This window comes from Rhodococcus wratislaviensis, from assembly GCF_041228765.1.
GTDB classification, from domain to species: Bacteria; Actinomycetota; Actinomycetes; order Mycobacteriales; family Mycobacteriaceae; genus Rhodococcus_F; species Rhodococcus_F wratislaviensis.
This window is the reverse complement of the sequence record NZ_CP150490.1, coordinates 50,226-70,703: the sequence shown is the minus strand read 5'-3', so window position 1 is coordinate 70,703 and position 20,478 is coordinate 50,226. Positions and strand designations below refer to the sequence as shown.

The window sequence follows — 20,478 nt, the reverse complement described above, 5'->3', positions numbered from 1 at the left end:
ACACACGCCCGAAAGGCCTCTATGACAACCGCTATCCGCGCGACTCTGTCCACCGCCGACTATCGCGCCACGGTCGCAGACCTCGTCGAACAAGCGGGACAACACGGCTAGCCGGAAGTGGTGTTCAAGCAATCGACCACTACGCCAGCCGCTCGATACGTGCGCCGCAGATACGGGCGCCGCGTCGACAGGATCGAGGTGAACCCCCAACGCATCAACCTGCCGAACGCCGAGGACTACTCCCAAGTGATCCTTGCGAGAGCGGTAGCGGACCGAGGGCACCGAGACCCGGTACGGACTGTCCTGGCTGTACTCGTCAGCGCTTTCATCGCCGCCAGCAGCGTCGCAATGATGGCCCCCCTCCTGTTGACGGGCGACCGTACAGCAGCATTCCCCGGGATCGGCGCACTCTGCTTCTCGATGGCCCTATGCGTTCTCGCGGGCATCCGCGCCGACCTGAATAGAGACAAGAACGCAGCCGAGCTGGTGGGTCGCGATGCGCTCCTCCGCTGGCTCGACCAGCAACCCCAGACCATGGACACGCGACTGCGGATCAGTCGACTCGGCGGCCGGCCGCGGCCGCGCCGGGCAGCAAATCCCACCCCGCGTCCTCGCAAGGAACTGTCCTGGAGAATCACGCTCGGTGTGCTCGCAGTGGTTTGGATCGTGCTCTACGCCACCCCCACGATCGGCGCCATCGGCGACTTCGCCACAGGGACGGTGAAACCAGACGACACATCCACCCTCTGGGCCAGCCTCCACGCGGCCACGAGACTGGTTGCGAGCGCAGTTCTCGCAGTGGCCATCTGGGTCGTAGTCCGGAAGTGGCGCAACCTCACCTGGACGCAGGTCGGCGTGCCCTACCAGCGGACACTCACCGGCAAGCGCGGAAAAACGAAGCTCACCAAATCGCGACGGAACACCACCCTGCTCGTCTTCGGAAGCTTCTTCGTCGCCGCCGCCATTGCGAGCTGGTTCGGGGGCGTAGTCGGCGGGGAACCGAGCAGCGGTATCGGCATCGACAACCCGCTGGTAGCGATCGTCCAGTGCGTCCGGGCAGGGATCTTCGAAGAACTCGGTCTCGTGGCCGTCCCCGCCGCCCTGGTCCTCTACCGCACCCGCGTGGACAGGCCGACCGGAAACCCCTGGATGTACATCCTGCTCATCGCCGGATCCGGTGTCGCCCGAGCGATCCCCCACATGTACTACGGATCCTGGGCGCTGCTCTGGGCATTCACCTGGGGATCCCTGGTCATGGCCTCCTACCTCCGATGGCGGCGCATCCTCCCGTTGATAGCCGCGCACATCACCATTGATCTCGTGGTCACGCTGTATTACCAGCTCACATAGGATCCATCGCACTTCCGCAGGGCTATGTCCGCCATCACACTTGCGCTAATCGTGGACACAGCACTATCCTTCGAGGCAGTAGCTGGAGATGAAATAGTTCTCCAAAGCGCTAATTCCGGAACCCACGCCATGCGCGTGGGTTTCCGCGTATCTGGGGGTCATAGGGGGTCATAATCGTTCCCATGCTGCTGGCGTACATCGACGAGATCGGGGAGACGGGTGCGTTCATTGCACGAGATGACCCGCGATTCAACACGAGTCCCGCGTTCGGCTACGCCGGCCTGATCCTTCCGGCCGAGCATGCCAGGGCTTTCGGCCAAACCTTCACGTTCAAGAAGCAGGAACTCTTCAAGACAGAGATCGAGAATGCAGACCATCCTGGGCGGTGGGAACGCAAAGGTGCAAGTATCTTTCGCCGGGATACTCTCGACTTGTTCCCACAGCAGATTCGAGTGTTCAACTCTCTGGTGAGATCCGTGCGCAAGGTAGATGGTGCACTCTTCTATTACGTCAACGAGAAGCCTTTAGGAACCCCCAAACAGACGAAGCTCGATACTGATGAACGAGAAACGGCAGCGATGCGAGAGGCCCTCAACCGTATCGCCCGGTACGCGAACCTCAGGGGCTCGGACGTGATGGTCATGATCGATCAGATCAACGAGAAGACGCGAGCAGCGCGACTCCCGGTCATGTACGAGCACATCTTGGGCCGAGCCGCGGGGTATCCAGAGATGAAGCGGATTGTCGAGCCGCCGATGCACATCGATAGTGTCCTGAGCTCGAACATTCAATTCGCAGACTGGGTTGCAGCATGCGTTACAAGGGCGATCGAGTACCAGCTCATCAAGGATTCTCCATATGGGTGGGTGACGAGAGACAAAGCACTCCCGGCAGTTAGAGGTGCATTCACGCACGAGTCAAAGGTCCACCTGTGGAGGCGCGACCTCCCGGATCTCAATAACTCCGACATCTTCCGGGGCGAACGACCCCTCCATCCCACTGCACAGGGACATTTGGTCGGAGACAAGATTGCCGCTGATCAGATTCGGCGGATTAAGGCCGCCGCCGAGCGTGCGCATGACCGGAAGAAAGAGACTCTCGTTCGCCGAGGTCCATGAGGATTTCCATCCTGGTTTGATACTCGGTGAGACGTCGGCTCCCTACAACTCATCGCCTCATCGCCCAGAATGTGTTCCTAGGCGGTGGAGTTTCAGCAACCCGGGCGACGACAACACGTGGGTCGGGAAACTGTCTATCCAACATAGGTGAGCTTGGCGTCGAAGATGCGACCGTCTTGATACCGGGCCTCCACGTCGCATGTTGCAGTGATAGTTTCGGCCGTGTACTCGGTATGGGATCCGCCGAATAACTCATCACCCTCGAACTGGCGATCATCGTATTCCACGTCGACTTCGACATCCACATCTATTTCAGCTTCGATAGTTACAAAGTAGTTGTCCTCAGATATGTTCTTTGCGCCGATTACCTTCACGAGGTGCAGGTCGTATGCCGATATTGGTCTGATCTCGGTAATGGATCCTCCGACGGAAATTTCAAAGCGGCTGGAATCCGCCGATATTTCGGGTTCCGAAACGAGTAAGTCATCGAGTAGGTCGCGAAAATTTTCGCGGATGTATCCGTCTCGCTGTAGCTCGACCTCGAGCCGCGCGCGGACGCCTTCGTCGGATTCTATCTGGTCCTTCACGAATGCATCTGTTGTCCGGTATATGACTACACGGTCAGCGCTCAATCCGGACTTTTCGAGGTCGGCGATCAAATCTGGATGCAGTTTCGGAGTCCCGTCGGCGCTGTCGACGAAGCCGCCATCGTTCGTGACGAGGAACGTCTTACCTTGTGGGGCGAGCTCGAGGATTGATTCCCATATCAGCACGTCTCGATAGCCGACATGCCCTTCTTTGGTGAAGGGCCGGCGGCGATCAAGTGCCCGACGCGTGATTGCCTCGTGGGTGGCTGCGGGGTACGGCAGAATTTTCGCTTTCGCCCGGAATAGGATGTCGGTGAAGGACTTTTTATGTATTGTTGTTAGGTCGTCGAAATTGGGCTTGCCATTGGTAAAATTTGACTGTTGCGATTCGGGCAAATATGCCTTGTAGCTTCGTAGTGAATTATTAAATTCTTGATACGCTTTTGGTACTGTTTCACGAAATTTATTGATGTATTCGTCGAATACTACCTGCGGGACCACCAGTTGGATGTGGCCCGCCTCGCTCGAAGCTAAAATTGACTCAAATTTTGCAGATGTCAATTTCTTGTCTTGCAATAAGATATTCGAGTCGAGTACGACGAACATTGCGCCTCCGGTGGCTGGTCGAGCTAGTCCGCTGTTCATCCTGCCATCGCAAGCCTCTCGCACTGTGGCGGGCGTTGGTGGGCCGCCACGGTGCGAGCCCCAACTGGAGCGTCATCTCTGATACGGGTTGTTCGATCGAGGTGCGAAAACGAACGTTTTTGAAACATCCGCGACTCCGCAGGCCGACCAGCGGACGGATATGTTCCGAAACTCGTGTCGCAAACTGATGTTTCACAAGTTCGCTTGTCGGTGAGTTATGGAACACTCCTGGCTCGTGAACGAACTAATGGGCTACGCGAGGGTCTCGACCGCCGAGCAGACCGCAGATTCGCAGAGAGACGCTCTCAGCGCCGCCGGCTGTTCGCGCGTGTGGACAGATACCGCGAGCGGATCAACAACGTCGCGTCCACAGCTCAACGATCTCCTCTCACACCTGAGGGAAGGAGACACGCTCGTGGTGTGGCGGCTCGATCGCCTCGGTCGATCGCTCCCACACCTGTTGCAGACGGTGGAGGACCTCGACGAACGCGGCATCGGATTCCGGTCAGTCACAGAGTCGATCGACACCACCACCTCGGGGGGCAAACTGATCTTCTCCATCTTCGGCGCCCTCGCCGAGTTCGAACGCAATCTCATCCGCGAACGCACCGAGGTCGGCCTCGCCGCCGCCCGTGCCCGCGGCCGCATCGGTGGCCGGCCACCGAAGATGACCGCCAACAAGATCCGGCAGGCACACAAGATGCGCGAGAACGGAATGCCGCTCGTCGACATCGCCGAGATCCTCGGAGTCGGACGCACAACGCTGTACCGGCATCTGAGATGACGACACCTGTATGGACATCAAACACCCCATCAAATGAGGAAACTCCACATGGCAGCATCGACTGAATCCCTAACCTCCAAATTCCCGGAGATCGCCGCGGAGTGGGACGAAGTGGAGAACGGTTCGCTGACACCGGATCGGGTTTCGCCTGGAAGCAACAAGAAGGTCCACTGGAGGTGCCGGAAGGCCGGGCACCGCTGGGAAGCCGTCATTGGGAGCCGCACACGTCAAGGGACCGGCTGTCCAGTGTGCTCCGGACGGCAGGCGATTACGGGGGTCAACGACCTGATGTCGAAGTTTCCGGCGATTGCAGCGGAGTGGGACGACGAGAACAACGGTTCTCTGACGCCCGATCAATTCTTGCCTGGAAGCAACAAGAAAGTCCATTGGAGGTGTCGGGCATTTGGGCACCAGTGGGAGGCCGTGATCGTGAGCCGAACACGCCAAGGTGGCGGTGGCGGCTGTCCTGTGTGTGCCGGCAAGAAGGTCGTGGCGGGATTCAATGACCTGGCGTCGCAGTTTCCGGAGATCGCCGCGGAGTGGGACGACGAGAAGAACGGTGCTCGCCGCCCCGACGAAGTGACGACGGGAAGTCAAAGCAAGGCCCATTGGAGGTGCCGGGCGCTTGGGCACCAGTGGGAGGCCGCAATCGGGAAGCGAACCCGTCGAGGTGATGGCTGCCCAGTGTGCTCCGGACGGCAAGTGGTTCCGGGGGTCAATGACTTGGCGTCGCAGTTTCCGGAGATCGCCGCGGAGTGGGACGACGCGCGAAACGGCGACCTAACCCCGGACCAAGTTGTGGCTGGCAACGGCAAGAAGGCCCATTGGAAGTGTCGGGAGTTCGGCCATCAGTGGGAAGCCGTGATCGTGAGTCGAACACGTCAAGGTGTCGGATGCCCGGTGTGTGCCGGCAAGAAGGTTTCCGCTGGGGTGAATGACCTGGCGTCGAAGTTTCCGGAGATCGCCGCGGAGTGGGACGCCGAGAAGAACGGCAACCTGACTCCCGACCAGGTGACGGCGGGAAGTCATAGCAAGGTTCATTGGAAGTGTCGGGCATTCGGACACCAGTGGCATGCCTCGATCGAGAAGCGAACCCGCCAAGGAAGGGGGTGCCCCGTGTGCTCCAACAACAAGGTACAGCCGGGGTACAACGACCTGGCGTCAAAGTTCCCGGAGATCGCCGCGGAGTGGGACGCCGAGAAGAACGGCAACCTGACCCCCGGCCAGGTGGTGGCCGGGGGCGACAGCACGGTCCACTGGAAGTGCCGGGCATACGGGCACCAGTGGAAAACCAAGATTGCGGAGCGGACCAGCGGAGGTTACGGCTGCCCAGTATGTGCCGGCAATAAGGTGCAGGCGGGATTCAACGATCTGGCGACAAAGTTTCCAGAGGTCGCCGCAGAGTGGGACGACGAAAAGAACGGTGCCCGTGGCCCTCACGAAGTGACGGCGAAAAGCCGCAAGAAGGCCCACTGGAAGTGCCGAGAGGCGGGGCATCAGTGGGAGGCCTCTATCGCGAACCGGACCCGACTCGGTAGGGGTTGCCCTGTGTGCTCCGGACTGCAGGTGCAGGTAGGGGTTAACGACCTTGCCTCGCAGTTCCCGGAGATCGCCGCTGAGTGGGACTACGTGAAGAATGCCCCGCTGACACCCCAGGACGTCACGGCACGATCGGGTTCTGAAAGACATTGGTTGTGCTCCAACGGACACAAATACACATTGCAAGTAGAGCGACGCACCAGCCCGATCAATCCGACGGGCTGCCACTGCCAGTTGCAGAGATGGACTGGCCGAAGGCTCGATGGCTTCGTGGCGGATTTGGCTGCCTACACAGTCGAGATGACTCCGGCGATGCGGTACGCCGTTTGCCAGCAAGCCGGCGTACTGACCTCCACGAAATCGGACGTGATCGGAAGGATTCTGAGCGACCCGACACTCTTGCCCAGCTCACTCCCCACCGATGATGCGGATTCGATCGACGACGGCTCTGGATCCTCGGTTCCTGCGCAATCAGAGATGGAAGAGGGTGATCTCGACGAACTCGATCCCGAGAGTCATCTGCCGACGCCTGATGATGTCGCCTCGGCAACAGCCGACGCCGAAGGAACGGCAGACGAGCAGGCGCCAGACGCCGACTCGGGCACACTCCCGAACCTCGACGTGAACCACCTACTCGGGATGGGCGAGAAATTCTTCGCGAGCGTAGACGAGGACACCGCGGATTTTCTGACGGCCGCTGCCGCCGCGCAGCTCTGGAAGGCCGCATACAGGCTGGACTCCGCCGCCCTCTCGAAGGACGAGCAAGACACGCTGCAGGTCGAACTGGACAAGACGCTCACGCCGCGGACAGACGAGTACGCAGAACGCATCCGGTGCCGGTTCCGTTCCGAGTACGACCAGGCGCTTGCCCTCGTCCCACCGGCGAACTGGTCCTTCCGGCCAGAAGCCGGCGGGGACATCGTGTTACCCAACCTGATGCAGCGACACGTCGCGACGCAGGTTGTCACGCGCAAGCGGGTCGGCAACTGGTCCGGAACCGGCGCGGGAAAGACCGTGTCGGCGATTCTCGCCGCGGGACTGCTTGAAGCCGGGCAAGCGGACGGCATCGTCCTCGTGATCTGCCCGAACAACGTCGTCCCCGGGTGGATCAGCTCGGTGCGAAACTGCTACCCCGATGCCCGCATCGCGTCGAAAACACTAACCCCGATTTGGGCCCCGGGATCGGGTCCTCGCTGGTTGGTCGTCAACTACGACCGGCTGCCCGGCAACGAGGGCACGATCAAGCAACTCATCGACGAGAATCCCATAGACATGCTCGTCATCGACGAAGTTCACTACGTCAAGGAGCGGGAGAACGTCGCCCCCTCACAGCGCAGAGGGGTACTCGCCGCAATCACGGTGGAGGCGGCACGGTCCAATGCGGACCTTGCAGTGTTGGGCATGTCGGCCACTCCGGTCGTCAACGATCTTCACGAAGCGCGGAGCCTGCTCGAGTTGATCGAAGGCGTGAAACTCGACGACATCGCCACGGCGAAGACCGTGCCGAACGCGATGCGAGTGCATCAGTACCTCACCCGCTTAGGATCTCGCTGGATGCCGGATTACAGCGCCCAGCTCGAAGCCGTCACAGTTCCGCTGGACGTAACTCACCACCTCGGCGACATTCTGGCGCTCGGAAAGCACCCCACCCCAGCTGCGCTGGACCAGACGCTGCTGACCGACAAGCTCGACACGATCATCGACAGCTGCCGTTCCGCGCGCAAGGCACTGATCTACACGCAGTTCGTCACCGGTGTCGTCGAGCCGCTCACGGAGGCACTGAACGCTGCGGGACTTCGGGTCGGACTGTTCACCGGCGATGACAAGGACGGGTACTCCCGCTTCGTGGGCACATGGCCGAATGGCGACACGGTCTCGGATGAGGATCGGGTTGACGTCCTTATCGGGTCAGAAGCCATCTCCACCGGTGTTGATGGGCTCCAGCACGTCTGCGACACCCTGATCTTCGCAACGCTGCCGTGGACGCATGCGAACTATCAGCAGATCGTTGGACGCATTCACCGGCAGGGACAGGCCTCGACAGCCGTCAAGGTAGTCATCCCGGCGACGTTCGCCGACATCACCACGGCGGAGGGTGAGGAGAAGCAGTGGTCATGGTGCGGACAGCGCTGGGCCCGTGTCGAGATGAAGGAGTCGCTTTCCGACTGCGCTGTAGACGGCGTGGTCCCGAAGGGCGTGTTGGTCAGTCCAACTGAGGCGGCACGCGCCTCACTCGAGTGGCTGCGCCGACTCAAGGAAGGTGGCCTCCAGACGGCTACCCGAGTGCCCCTTGACCGGCTTCTCGGCGAGGACATCGAACGGATGTCTTCTGTTGCCAAGCGACGTCGCTATGGTGACCTGACGACGATGCACGGCGCATGGGCTTCAACGAATTCCGCAGTCACACACAGCAGGCTCGCCGAGAATCCGGCTGAGTGGCGGCGGTACCACGACCTCTACACCGAAGCCAGGCGCAAATGGGAGACCGTGCCGGCGTACGAATTTGCGAAATGGCTCAACGACGGTCGGCGCCCGTGTGTCGTCGCGGACCTCGGGTGCGGTGAGATGCTGCTCGCCGACCGGGTGACGAGCGGTCACACAATTTTGCCGTTTGACCATGTCGCGTTCGACGACCGCGTGACTGTCTGCGACATCGCTGCCGTCCCACTTGACGACGCATCGGTAGACATCGCGATCCTATCGCTGGCATTGATGGGCAAGAACCATGCCGACTACGTCAGGGAGGCGCACAGGATCCTCCCAGTCGATGGTCATCTCTGGCTCTGTGAGCCCACCTCCAGCATTGGTTCGGACGAGACGCGGCTGAAGAATGTCCTCGCAGATTTTGGTTTCGACTTGTATCGCGTACAGGTTGCGGGGCAGTTCACGTTTATTCGTGCACTCAAATCCGACAACACGCCGAACGACGTCTCAGCGCCGATCAAAATACCTAGCCAATAATCCAGCTCTGAGTTAAGGCAGGAACGACCCGGCCCCGGACCGCCACGGTTCGGGGCCGCTTCGTGTGCGGGCGTGGGATGCGTACGCGGCTGCACCCCCCGGGTGACACCTCCCCTGCGGTCCGGTGGAGGCCACCTGCGGTGTCCCCTGAATCGAGCTCCGCTGCGCTCCGCCCTGGAGGAAGAACATCGTTCTTTTGACCTGCTGGCATTCCGATCCTGATCGACGGCGGCCGGGGAACAACCCCTGACGGCTGCGCCGGCCTGCGGCTCCGAACAAGTTTTCGCGACTCGCAGGCTCCCCGCGAAAACTTCTCCGGCCCAGGGGTTGCACCCCGTCCTGATACCGCCGATCCGACTCTCCCTTGCCAGCAGGGCAAAAAGAACGGGCAGGGACTTCGGTTCGGCCCACCGACACTTCCAAGGAGCGTTTTGATGATCCGTCTTTCCACCGCCACCGATGTTCTCGCCGCGATCCCCGCGTTGCTGGGATTCGTTCCGGTGCAATCCATCGTGGCGATCCTGGTCGGCGAGTCCGACACTGACAACGCCCCCCGAGTCATCCTCGCGGCCCGCTACGACGCCGACACGGACGTTGCGTCCGTCGCCTATCAGCTGTGCGGGATCGCCGTCCGCGAGCAGGCCACCGGCGCGGTCCTGACCGCCGTCGTCGGCGGACCGGGCGCATCCGCCGCACTCGACAACATGGCAATGCTCGGTGACGGTCTCGAGGCACACGGCACGCGCGTGATGATGTCGCTGCACACCGCCGAACTCATCGAAGGTTCCCAGTGGGTCAACCTCGACACACTAGAGCGCGGCGCGGTCCCGGACCCGAGTACCTCCGCCGTTGCCGCCACTATGGTCGCCGAGGGCCGCAGCATCGAGACCACCCGCGCCGCGATCGCCGCCCGCTACGGCATCGCCGCCGAAGCCGATCCCCGCCCCGCTCGTGAGGCGTTCCACGACCAGGGCCACGACTTTCCCCGCGCCACCATTACCGAACTTGCTGCCGTGGCCCGCAGTCGTGAAATCCCGAGCGCCGACCTCGCTGCCCGCGTCGGAATGGTCGCCGCCGCCAGCCCGCAGCTGCGGGATGCGTTGCTCTCGCTCGCCCGCTACGGGGCCGCCGAGGCACACGCCGCGATGCTGCTGGTGGCGAACCAGCTACGCGGTGTCGCCCGCGTGCAGACTCTCACCGCCGCCGGACTGTTCGCCTACCTCGACGGGCGCGGCGCAGAAGCGGGCATCGCATTCGACATCGCCCGCGAGACCGCCGACACCGCCCCGGAGGCCGACACCGGACTGCTCGACCTGCTCGACATCGCCGTACAGAACGGCATCCATCCGCACGCGATCGCGGAGCTGGTGACGATCGGCGTCGACGTTGCACAGAAGTTGGGCGTCGAGTTCGACTGACACCGACAAACAAACGGCGCGCCCCCGAACTCCCTAGGTTCGGGGGTGCGCCTCCGGTGAGCGTAGAGGGTGTTCGGGCATCGAGCCCGAACACCCTCCGCGCCTGCGTCACGCACGACACACCTCGTGTCGCGCGGGCCGCGGTCTAGAGCAGGCCGCGCAGCGCGTCCGGGTTCGGAAACGTGATGTCGGCGCCGGCGTCGGTGCGGTGCAATGGGTCGGCGGACTCGCCCGCAACGATCGCTTCCAGATCTGCATCCGACACCGACCAGGTGTGCTTGGTCGCCTGATACAACGCAGCTTCGACCGTCGAACGTGGCACGACTGCTTCGTTCTCGCTCATGTTCTTCCCTTTCGCCTAACGCTTCCGACGTCGGTCGGGTGCGTGTTGTTCAGAACAATGTCGGGACGTCGCTGTGCAAGAGGGCTTCCTGCACCTTCTCGTCGTCCCATCCGTGGCGTACTGCCTCCCGCAATGCCCGCGATCGAGCGGCCCGTGCGGCGCGGTCGGGCCCGTACCAACGCCATGTCTGGCCGCGGCCACCGCCGCGACCCTTTGCACCCATCCCCGCGAGGTTCTGTGCTTGCGTCCCGAGCACCACGTGCGGTCGCCCCGATGTTCCCGAGGCACGCACACAGATCGGGTTGTCACACACTTCGTGCAACGCCACCTCGTCCTCCGTAAGGGGTCGCCCGAGTTCGATTGCCAACGCGTATCGGTGGGGGCGCACCACCCGTTGCTTGCCGTTACGCGAGATCCAAAAGACTGGTGGTGCGCGATATTCGCAAGGTGCGGTATTCCTTCAGCCATGCCAGGCGGGTCAGCCCAGTCCCATCCACTGCCGTTGTCTCGGGACCTGGACCATTTCCTCACTACAGTTGGCGGTCGAGCAGGTCCAGTTCGTCCCATACAACCTGAACCTCTCCCGCTGCGTGATTCGAACTCTCATCCGTGAGCTCAGCGAGGATTGCGTGGACTGTGGCAACCATGGATGTCAGGGACGGCAGGGCCGCGATTCCTTCTATCGGGGCGACGATGAGGTGATCGGCATCCGCTGCGAGGGGTGACACTTTCAGGTCGGTGACGACGCTGACCGTGGCGCCACGGGCACGACCGAGCCGAGTGAGGTCGCGAAGAGCACGGGTGAGCCGCCATATGTTGAGAGTGATCAAGCAGTCCCCTGGCTGGAGCCGCGCGATTTGAGCGGCCTGGACGGTCGGGGGGCCTGCGGCAAGGCGAATGTCGTAGCCCATGACCGAGCCGAGATAGCTCAGGATATGGGCGGGGGCCGCTCCGCTTCCGGAGCTGATGACCAGGGTGCGGCGGGCAGTTCTGATCGCCTGGGCGGTGGCGTGGATGGCCTCACGGTTCTCAGGGGTATTCAACGCGGCCAGGTTGGTCGCGTCTTGACGGAGCATCTGGGCAGCGGGGTCGGTGATGTCGTCCGAGTTTGAGGAGTCCGAGGTCACCGAGCTCAGGTAGACCGCACGAAGTTCTTCGCGCAGGCTCGGCCATCCGTCGAATCCGAGTTGCTGCGCTGTGCGGACAACTGTGGAGACATTGACCTGTGCGCGTTCCGCGATTTCGCCGACCGAGGAGTAGGTCGCGAAGTGCGGGGTCCTGACCAGAACGTTGACGACACGTTCGGCGGACGCTCCACGGGTCTCTCGCCCGCGTCCCGCCAGCCACTCTTCGATGGTCACTTCCACTCTTTTCGTTGCACTGTCAGGTCAGATCGCCGGGTTGCGGTGAGCGATGTGGAATTCTTGCACAGAAGCTTTCTTACCACTGTTGAGCAGGGGCTCCGTCTCGTCGACGAAGCGCCGGCGTTGCCGACTGACCTGCCAGCGGTCGTATGCTTCGGCGTCCGTCCACAGGGCGCCGACAACAACGGTGTCGGGATCGCTCTCGATGGTCGCCACGTATGACGACAGCGCGCCGGAGGACTCCAGGACTTCCGCCGTGCGGAAGTACTCAATCACGCAATCGCGTTGTCCCGGCCGGGTGTGCAAGGTCAACATTGTCCATTCCATGCAACAACTATTGCATGGAATGGTCTTGTGCAGCTACTGTTCGACGCCGGGCGTCCCTCCTCCCCTCCCCCTCCCCCCCTGGAGATTGCCGTGAGCACATCGGAAAATATGCAGGTGGCGAACTCCGCCACCTTGTTCGACAGACTCGAGAACCTCGAACCCGGGTTGCCGCATCGGCGCCTGATGTTCAAGGCCGGGCTGGGCTACACCTTCGATTCCTTCGACGGTGCACTGATGACATATGCGCTCTCCGCGCTGATCGTGATCTGGAACATTCCAACCGGCACCAGCGGCTGGCTGCTGTCCGCGATCTTCTTCGGCTATTTGATCGGCGCCCTGGGTGCAGGAGTACTAGCCGATCGCTTCGGACGTCGCCGGCTGATGCTGTGCGCACTCGTGATCTTCACCGTGTTCAGCGTCTTGACTGCTACGGCGTCGACAACGACCGAGTTGTTCCTCTGGCGCGTACTCGCAGGTATCGGGATGGGCGCGGAGACCACCCTCATCGCTCCCTACATTGCAGAGTTCCTGCCCGCGCGCGTTCGTGGTCGATTGGTCGCTCGCACAGTCGGATTCCTGGCATTCGGTTACATCCTGGCCGGGCTTGTCGCCCCGCTGGTCATTGGCCCCAACCCCGAGACCGGCTGGCGAATCGCGGCACTACTCACGGCCGCCCCGATCGTGCTGTTGCTGTGGTGGCGCAAGAGTCTTCCCGAATCTCCTCGGTATCTGATTTCGCGTGGCCGGATTGCGGAAGCGACTGCAGTAATCGAAGAGTTCGAACGGCAGTCCGGATCTCGACCCCCCAGTTCAACTGGGAACGATGATCAGGGACCCGAGGACACCGCCCGCGCCACACCCCCGCCGCCTGCGCAGGTAAGTCTCACAATGCAGCTCGCTCAGTTGTTCTCGGCCAACTTGGCTCGAACAACCATCGTCCTGTGGGTACTGTGGTTCATTCTCATTGGAGTCAACTACGGGTTCACCAGCTGGCTACCAGCAATGCTGGTGGCAACCAAGGGCTTCACCATAACGAAGTCGTTCGTATTCGCACTGATCACCTCGATAGCGCAGGTGCCCGGATACTACCTGGCAAGCCTTCTCATCGATCGGTTCGAGCGCAAGTGGCTCATCGCGGCGTACTCCGGCGCAGCGGCGCTGGCCGCTCTGGGACTGGCGCTAGCCGAAGCCCAGATATGGCTTCTGGTCTGTGCAGCAACTCTTTCCGCCTGCACGAATGGAGTTGCCGGCATCTATTACGCCTACACTGCCGAACTCTATCCCACTGAAATCAGAACAACCGGTATGGGTGCCGCATCCGCGATTGGCCGCGTGGGCGCTATCGCAGCCCCAATCACCATCGGATACGTCTACAGCTGGGCCGGGTTCACCAACGTCTTCCTGGCTCTCGTCGGGGCGCTGACGTTCGCTGTCGTCGTCATCGTTGTATTCGGGCCCAGGACCACCGGACGCCGTCTGGACAAACTTGAGGGAGAAACCCAGTGACCGAACAGAAATCGCGCCTGCTCATCACGAACGCGCACCTTCTGCACCCCGAACGATCCGAGCTGACCGAAGAGTCATGGATCGAGGCGGTCGACGGCCGGATCACAGCGTCCGGAAGCGGTCACCCACCCTCGTCGAGCTGCGACAACGTGCGCGTCCTCGATGCCGCTGGTTCCACAGTCATGCCAGGACTGATCGATGCACATGTTCACATTCTGCTCACCACAATCGACTTCACGGAGTTCCACTCCTGGTCAGCAAGCTATACCGCCGTCCGCGCGCTGCGGGAGGCCGGGCGGATGCTGCGCCGCGGCTTTACCACGATTCGAGATGTCGGGGGAGCCGATTACGGCATGGCGAAGGTGCTCGACGAACAGTTGATGGCGGGACCTCGTCTGATCTTCGGAGGAAGTGCCCTCTCGCAGACCGGTGGGCACGGCGACCTACGCTCACTCTCGGACAGATCAGTCTCATGCTGCGGCAACGGTGTCCACTTCACCCGCATTGCCGATGGGGTCGCTGCCGTCCGGGCCGCTGCACGTGACGAATTCCGAAAAGGCGCCCATCACCTGAAAATCATGGCATCAGGTGGTGTCGCCTCGCCCCACGACGAGATCTCTGCAGTTCAATACAGCGACGAGGAACTGCGTGCGGCAGTGGAAGAGGCCGACAACCATAATCGCTACGTCACGGTTCATGCCTATCATCCGCGTGCGATAAACCGTGCCCTCAACGCAGGAGTGCGATGCGTTGAGCACGGAAACCTTGTCGACGACGAAACGATCAAACTACTCGTCGAGAAGGACGCGTTTCTCGTTCCCACACTCGTCACCTACGAACAACTCGCGTTGCAGGGCCGACAATCCGGCTTGAGTGAGTCGTCGTGCCGCAAGATCGATGACGTGCGATTCGCCGGACTGGACGGCCTGGAGCGGGCCCACAAGGCAGGGGTGAACCTGGTCTACGGAAGCGACCTTCTCGGCTCCATGCACCCACATCAACTCAATGAATTCGCTTTGCGAGCACAGGTGCAACCGAACGTCGACATCATTCGGTCAGCAACCACCACAGCCGCACGCCTTCTGAGAATGGAAGGCCAGATCGGCACCCTCTCGATCGGCGCACACGCCGACATGCTCATTCTTCGGGGCGACCCTTTGCAGGACATTTCGGTATTGACCTCCCCGGAGAAGCAGTTGCGCTACGTCATTCGTGCTGGTCTCCCGATAGAAGTAGCGGAATGACACCGTAGAACGGCGGCCAGTCCACCCGTCGCAATCACGTCGAAGACACGGCGGTTCTAGGGTGATGTCCCGCCGGAACCCTGAGGAAATCGGGTGCTGTCAGTCGTTTGGGTAGCGACTTCGATGATCAGACCGACGATGCTGAAGAGTAGGCCGAGGAGAACGTCAGGACTCGTGCGGTCCCCGATCGTGGAAGGACACGGCGTTCACACGATGACGGCGGTGCGGGTCGATACGTGGGAACGCTCGCAGGTCCCTCATCCGCATCGGGTGATGACGACCGGGGCCGATCGCCGCATTGTTGTAGTTGGACGGCCTGCCCGCGGTCGGGCCGGTATGGAGACCCGACGCGTATCGAGGCGAAGGACAGGATTGCCGTGACGAACCAGACGTTGTCCGAGGTGGCATCTCATGCCTACATCTACGGATTTCCCCTCGTGTTCAATCTGGACCAGGTCCACCGGTATGTCCACGAGGGAGTTGGAGCGAATCCGGCGGCACCGCTCAACACCTTCAGCCACGCGCGAACCTTGGCCGGCCCGGCAGACACGTTCGTGACCATCAACAACGACACCGTGTACTCGATGGCCCAGATAGATCTGTCCGTGGGACCTGTCGCCCTGCACGTTCCGGACACTGCCGGCAGGTATTACGTGCTGCAGTTCGTCGACGCCTGGACCAACAACTTTGCGTACGTGGGCCACCGGGCCACCGGCACCGGTGCCGGTGAATTCCTGCTGGTGCCGCCGGGCTGGGACGGGCGCGGTCCGGGCGACGCCACCGTCATCACGTTCCCGACGACCGTCGCCTCGATCGTCGGCAGGTGGGCCTGCTCCGGCGATGACGATCTCCCGGCTGTGCATGCGTTGCAGGATTCGACGACTCTGAGCGTGCTCAACCCCGGCACGCAACCCGCAGGTCTTCCGTCGACGGATCCGGCGGTCAGCGCCGACCTGCTGTTCTTCGAGAAGCTACGACTGTGGTCACAGGCCTTCCCGCCGGCTTCGCGCGATCGCGCATTGCAGGACTCGTTCGCACCTACCGGAATCGACCGATCCGGCTCGACTCCCTACTCGTCACCGGACGACGAGACCGCGGCAGCTCTGCGCGGGGGATTGGCTGCTGGTCGTCAAAACCTGGATACGGCTCTGACGAAGGGGTCGAGTCCCGAAGTCAACGGGTGGAAGCTGACTTTCCACGCCTTCGATTACAACCTCGATTTCTTCGAAGTCGGGGCGCTCGACGACGCACGATTCAAGATCGAGGACCCGACGTTGCGGATCGTGGAGCGGGCGGCCGCGGCCAAGGGAGGGCTTTGGGGGAACCACCCCTACGAGGCGGCGTACATCATGACCTACCTCGATGATCGGGGTCAGCAGCTCACCGGTTCGAATACGTACACACTCCGACTCGATCCGACTCCGCCCGTCGACGCTTTCTGGTCACTCACCATGTACTCGGTGCCGGACTTCTTCCTGGTGAGCAACCCGATCAACCGCTATTCGATCGGTGATCGCACCCCCGGGATCGTGCGCGACGAGGACGGATCGTTGACCATCACCATCAGCCACACCAAACCCGCGAGTGATGCCGCAACCGCGAACTGGTTGCCGTCTCCCGCAGGAGAATTCCGGCCCGTTTTGCGAATGTACGAGCCCGCCGCGTCAGTGCTGGATCAGACGTACATCGTCCCACCGATCACCAGGATCTGAGACTGCGAGCGAGCGGCTGTCCCAGGTCGGAACGGGCGCTCGCTCAATACCACTGAATTGACGCCCACCGGGATTTGCTCCGATCTCCTCCGCCGTGGGGATCGCGAACGACGGCTACCACAGGGTGAGGGGAAGTCCGGCCGCTTCGGCACATCGTATCCGCTCCTCGATGCTGTCGGCCTCGTCGCCGCACGCGAGTCCGGTGCGGATGGCGGCGGCGACCGCGCGGATACGCCCGGCCGGGCCACGGACATCGGCGAGCGGGCTGGCGAGGTTCCGGCGCCGCAGGTGGTACTCGGTGCGGTTGACGGTGTTGGTGCCCAGCCGCATGTGCGTGGGGTTGGTGCAGCCGACGAAGTCGCATTGGTGGCACAGCACCGTGTCGTCGGCGCCGGACCACCCCAGCCGCGGAATGATGCCGTATTCGAGCTGATAGGCGAACAGATGCGCGGGAACGGTGCCGCGGCGCGAGGGGCCGGGCAGGCTGGCGGCACGGAAGGCTGGTGGGGTGCGATATTCGAAGGTGTCGTATTCCATCCCCCACTGCAGCGACTCCGGTTCCCGCCTCACGCGTGATCCGGGCATAGCAGATCAGGCGTGACCGTCCATCCGGCTGCGGTGAGCCATCGCTGGACCGGCTTGGTCAAATCACCCTTTTCGGCCAGCTCAGCGAGTCTGCCGGCAAGGATGGGGCCGTCGCCGCAAACGCTGCAGGCAATGTCGAATGCTGGCTGTCCGGGTTCACAATGACGGCAGTGCTGTCGACCGATCAGCATTCCGCGGTGATCGGGGTCCGGATGGAGCCAAATCACTGCGAGGTCAGCACGTTGATGCGCGGCCTCGGCGCGAGAGGTGGGTTCATGCCCGCAGGTCGGGCACGTGCGAGACGTGGGTGCAGGTGGATCGGTAACCAGGATGATGTCCTGCGTGACCGGCACGATGTCCACACGCCGCTTGTTCAGATGCCCATACACCGTGGTACGGGGCACTTTCAGCATGCCGGCGATCTGCGCGACGGTGTGCTCGCCTGCGTCGTACAAGCGTTGAGCCAGTTCGATCTGATCCGAGCTGAGCTTCGAGGGCCGGCCACCCTTACGGCCGCGGGCCCGGGCGGCAGCCAGCCCGTCGCGGGTGTTCGCCACGATCAACTCGCGCTGGAACTCGGCCAGGACCGACAACATGCCGAACATCGCGCGGCCCTCGGCAGTGGCAGTGTCGATCCCCTGCTCGAGCACCTTCAGACCGATGCCGCGCTCGCGCAGATCGGCGCCGAGCGTGATCAGGTGCAGCATCGACCGCCCGAGCCGATCGAGCCGGGTGATCACCAGGACGTCGTCGGCGCGGAGCCGCGCCAACACCAGATCGAGTTGAGGGCGTGACGCTTTCGCCCCGCCCGCGTGATCGACGTGAACGTCCTCGGCCGCCACCCCGGCGCGGCGCAGCGCATCCACCTGGTGGTCAGGGTTCTGGTCAGCGCTCGACACCCGCGCGTAGCCGATCAGCATGTGTCGACAATACCCCGAACAGGGGTTTTTCGACATAGTTTCTCGACACGGGTTGTCGACGCTATTGACGGACTGAATCTAGTGGTCAGAAGGTGTGATTCCCAGCGGTATTTGGCACGGTTTTGCCGTCGCTATTTGGCACGATCCGGTTGGTTGCTGCTCAGGGGAGGTTGCAGTAGACGGTCCGTTTCCAAGTGCACCTCACCCGCCGGTGGTAGATGCCGACGACGAACTCGCCAGTTGATCGTTGTGGAGACCTGGGCCAAGGTCGATCCGCAGCCGTCGAGCGTAAGACGAACCACCGAGCGTGAGCCGTAGCCGCGGACACGGGAAACGTGACACCGACGACCTGGGGAAATGTCCTCGGGTTCGGGGTGTCTCGCGAACCATCGTTTCCATGACATAGAACCTGGGGCGGTTGAGTCCGAGGGGTGCTCGGGTCAGCGGTCGGGGCCGATCACGGCGAGGGCGGTGGCGGCAACGGCGGGATCCGTGCCGGTGATCTTGCCGCGTGTCTTCCCGGCGAGGAGCTCGAGGACGTCGAGCGTGGGGCTGGCGACGGCGACGCGGTCGGGGGACGGACTGCCCTGGACGCGCCAGCCGAGGCCGAGCAGCAGGTGTCGGATCTCGCGCTTCCATTCCTCGGCCGGGATGCCGCTGGCGGCGACGGCGAGTGCCAGCCAGCCCGCCTGTCGGTCGAACTCGGTTCTGCTCACCGGTAGTCGGGACAGGATGTGCCGCCACAGCACCAGGGGCTGGTTACGGCCCCGGCGGGCGAGCGCGGTCGGCGCCAGCCGGCCCTTGCGCACACTCACCAGGCCGAGCACTCGCGCGCTGTCGCGGAGCTGCGCGACCGGCCACGTGAGGTCTTCGCGGTTCGCCTTGCCGATCCACCACCCGGTTACGCCGGTCCGCTCGGCGAGCTGCTCGACCAGTGCCGGCGGAAGGTAGCCGGCGCTCGTCAGCCGCACCCCGTCACCGATCAGGTCGAGGAGTACGAGGTACGGCTCGATCAGGTGTGCGGCGTCTGCCTCGGTCACCTCGACCGCGGCGGGCGACGCCGACCGTTCCAGCAGCTGCGTGAGTGCCCGGTTGCCGCCCCGCTCCAGTTGCTCGCGCAGCGCGGCCAGTTCCCCGGCCACGGGGACCGGCGCGGCCACCGCCGCCGCGAGGGCGGTGTTGACCTGGTCGACGTCGAACTGGTCGGGGTGCCAGTCGAGCGGCAGCCAGTCGCGGGCGTGGCCGGCGTCCTCGAACGGGGGCGGGACGGACGACGGGTCGCACCCGCCGCGCACCCACGCCGCCAGCTCCGTGTAACCCCAGATCCCACCGCAATCCTCGGGCGGGCAGGCCATCCGACCGCCGGTGCAGCGCATCTCGGAGGGCGGCTCATCGAGGACCGCGTCCACCGCGAGCACGTGGTCCCAGCCGTCACCGAAGTCGTACTGGTACCAGAGGCGGTCACCGGTGCCGGTCAGCACCTGATCGAGCCGGACCCCGTCTTCGAGCACGCCGTCCTCGCCCTCCTCGACGTCGAACGGTGTGACGAAGTACGGCGACCGGGGATCGCTGCCCGTGCGGAACCGGTGCAGATGGCCGTCGAGCCACCCCATCGCGGCCTGGATCACCACGTGCAGCCGGTCGAGGGCGAGGTCGCCGGGCAGCTCGAGCCGCCGCCACACCGGGGGCTTGGCACCGACCAGGTCGAGCCGGACCCGAAAGCCGCGGATGCGGGTCGGGGCATCACCGACCATGGGCTCGGGGATTCGCAGCGCATTCTCGATCAACACCATCGAACGATCCGCCCCGATCGCGCCCAAGACCATCTGTTGCTGCTGCGGGGACAACTCGGCCATGAGCTGCTCGGCGAGCCGTCGTACGTCGTCTGAGGTCGGCACTACACCAGTCAACCATCGACCGTGAACGGCATGCCCAGCCGATCCACGAACCAGGGCACCGAGGTGCTCGGCGTGCAGGGTCGCCCGTGTTGCCGACACCTCGCCCGATCGGCACCGTGCCAAATAGCGCCGCAAAAACGTGCCAGACAGCGCTGGGAGTCACAGTCAGAAGGTATG

At 62.9% G+C, this 20,478-nt stretch carries 16 protein-coding genes; 8 read left to right on the top strand and 8 right to left on the bottom strand.

Annotated features, from left to right (window positions below; genetic code table 11):
• Positions 1-351: 351 nt before the first annotated feature.
• Entirely contained in the window at positions 352-1,350 is a 999-nt protein-coding gene (locus WKC72_RS41715) for a CPBP family intramembrane glutamic endopeptidase (RefSeq protein WP_370185894.1), read from the top strand.
• A gap of 182 nt (positions 1,351-1,532) precedes the next feature.
• Positions 1,533-2,468, top strand: a complete 936-nt coding sequence (locus tag WKC72_RS41710; RefSeq protein WP_370185892.1) for a DUF3800 domain-containing protein — start codon at positions 1,533-1,535, stop codon at positions 2,466-2,468.
• Between the two features lie 134 nt (positions 2,469-2,602).
• Here WKC72_RS41710 and WKC72_RS41705 read toward each other — a convergent pair whose 3' ends face one another.
• On the bottom strand, positions 2,603-3,661 hold the full coding sequence (locus WKC72_RS41705; RefSeq protein WP_370185889.1) for a PIN domain-containing protein: 1,059 nt from the start codon (positions 3,659-3,661) through the stop codon (positions 2,603-2,605).
• Between the two features lie 256 nt (positions 3,662-3,917).
• On the opposite strand from WKC72_RS41705, the gene WKC72_RS41700 reads away from it, so the two are divergent.
• The 3 genes from WKC72_RS41700 (at position 3,918) to WKC72_RS41690 (ending at position 10,402) form a co-directional block, all read left to right on the top strand.
• Positions 3,918-4,484, top strand: coding sequence for a recombinase family protein (locus tag WKC72_RS41700; protein ID WP_370185887.1), 567 nt, complete (start codon positions 3,918-3,920; stop codon positions 4,482-4,484).
• A gap of 48 nt (positions 4,485-4,532) precedes the next feature.
• Positions 4,533-8,984, top strand: coding sequence for a zinc-ribbon domain-containing protein (locus tag WKC72_RS41695; RefSeq protein WP_370185884.1), 4,452 nt, complete (start codon positions 4,533-4,535; stop codon positions 8,982-8,984).
• Positions 8,985-9,418: 434 nt separating this feature from the next.
• Positions 9,419-10,402 (top strand): DUF4192 domain-containing protein, encoded by a 984-nt coding sequence (locus tag WKC72_RS41690; RefSeq protein WP_370185881.1) that lies wholly within the window; start codon positions 9,419-9,421, stop codon positions 10,400-10,402.
• 145 nt (positions 10,403-10,547) lie between these two features.
• Here the strand turns inward: WKC72_RS41690 and WKC72_RS41685 are convergent, their stop codons facing one another.
• The 4 genes from WKC72_RS41685 to WKC72_RS41670 all read right to left on the bottom strand — a co-directional run bounded on the left by WKC72_RS41685 (position 10,548) and on the right by WKC72_RS41670 (position 12,424).
• Positions 10,548-10,745, bottom strand: a complete 198-nt coding sequence (locus WKC72_RS41685; RefSeq protein ID WP_370185878.1) for a hypothetical protein — start codon at positions 10,743-10,745, stop codon at positions 10,548-10,550.
• Between the two features lie 49 nt (positions 10,746-10,794).
• Positions 10,795-11,073, bottom strand: coding sequence for a hypothetical protein (locus WKC72_RS41680; protein ID WP_370185876.1), 279 nt, complete (start codon positions 11,071-11,073; stop codon positions 10,795-10,797).
• A gap of 202 nt (positions 11,074-11,275) precedes the next feature.
• The gene (locus tag WKC72_RS41675; protein ID WP_370185874.1) at positions 11,276-12,106 is read right to left on the bottom strand and encodes a MurR/RpiR family transcriptional regulator; all 831 of its coding nucleotides are present in this window, start codon (positions 12,104-12,106) and stop codon (positions 11,276-11,278) included.
• Between the two features lie 27 nt (positions 12,107-12,133).
• Positions 12,134-12,424 (bottom strand): putative quinol monooxygenase, encoded by a 291-nt coding sequence (locus WKC72_RS41670; RefSeq protein WP_370185871.1) that lies wholly within the window; start codon positions 12,422-12,424, stop codon positions 12,134-12,136.
• Between the two features lie 102 nt (positions 12,425-12,526).
• Here WKC72_RS41670 and WKC72_RS41665 point away from each other — a divergent pair, with 102 nt between their 5' ends.
• From WKC72_RS41665 to WKC72_RS41655, 3 genes are all read left to right on the top strand, one after another.
• The gene (locus tag WKC72_RS41665; RefSeq protein ID WP_370185868.1) at positions 12,527-13,942 is read left to right on the top strand and encodes an MFS transporter; all 1,416 of its coding nucleotides are present in this window, start codon (positions 12,527-12,529) and stop codon (positions 13,940-13,942) included.
• Positions 13,939-15,186 carry an amidohydrolase family protein gene (locus tag WKC72_RS41660; protein WP_370185865.1) on the top strand — a complete coding sequence of 416 codons (1,248 nt, stop codon included), beginning with the start codon at positions 13,939-13,941 and terminating at the stop codon, positions 15,184-15,186. Before WKC72_RS41665 ends, WKC72_RS41660 begins: the two co-directional genes overlap by 4 nt.
• 377 nt (positions 15,187-15,563) lie before the next feature.
• Entirely contained in the window at positions 15,564-16,898 is a 1,335-nt protein-coding gene (locus WKC72_RS41655; protein WP_370185862.1) for a DUF1254 domain-containing protein, read from the top strand.
• A gap of 114 nt (positions 16,899-17,012) precedes the next feature.
• Here the strand turns inward: WKC72_RS41655 and WKC72_RS41650 are convergent, their stop codons facing one another.
• The 3 genes from WKC72_RS41650 to WKC72_RS41640 all read right to left on the bottom strand — a co-directional run bounded on the left by WKC72_RS41650 (position 17,013) and on the right by WKC72_RS41640 (position 20,301).
• Positions 17,013-17,483: a hypothetical protein gene (locus WKC72_RS41650; protein WP_370185859.1), complete on the bottom strand. Its 471-nt coding sequence runs from the start codon at positions 17,481-17,483 to the stop codon at positions 17,013-17,015.
• On the bottom strand, positions 17,465-18,403 hold the full coding sequence (locus tag WKC72_RS41645) for a recombinase family protein (protein ID WP_370185856.1): 939 nt from the start codon (positions 18,401-18,403) through the stop codon (positions 17,465-17,467). Before WKC72_RS41645 ends, WKC72_RS41650 begins: the two co-directional genes overlap by 19 nt.
• Positions 18,404-18,843: 440 nt before the next feature.
• Entirely contained in the window at positions 18,844-20,301 is a 1,458-nt protein-coding gene (locus WKC72_RS41640; protein ID WP_370185853.1) for a plasmid pRiA4b ORF-3 family protein, read from the bottom strand.
• Positions 20,302-20,478: the final 177 nt, after the last annotated feature.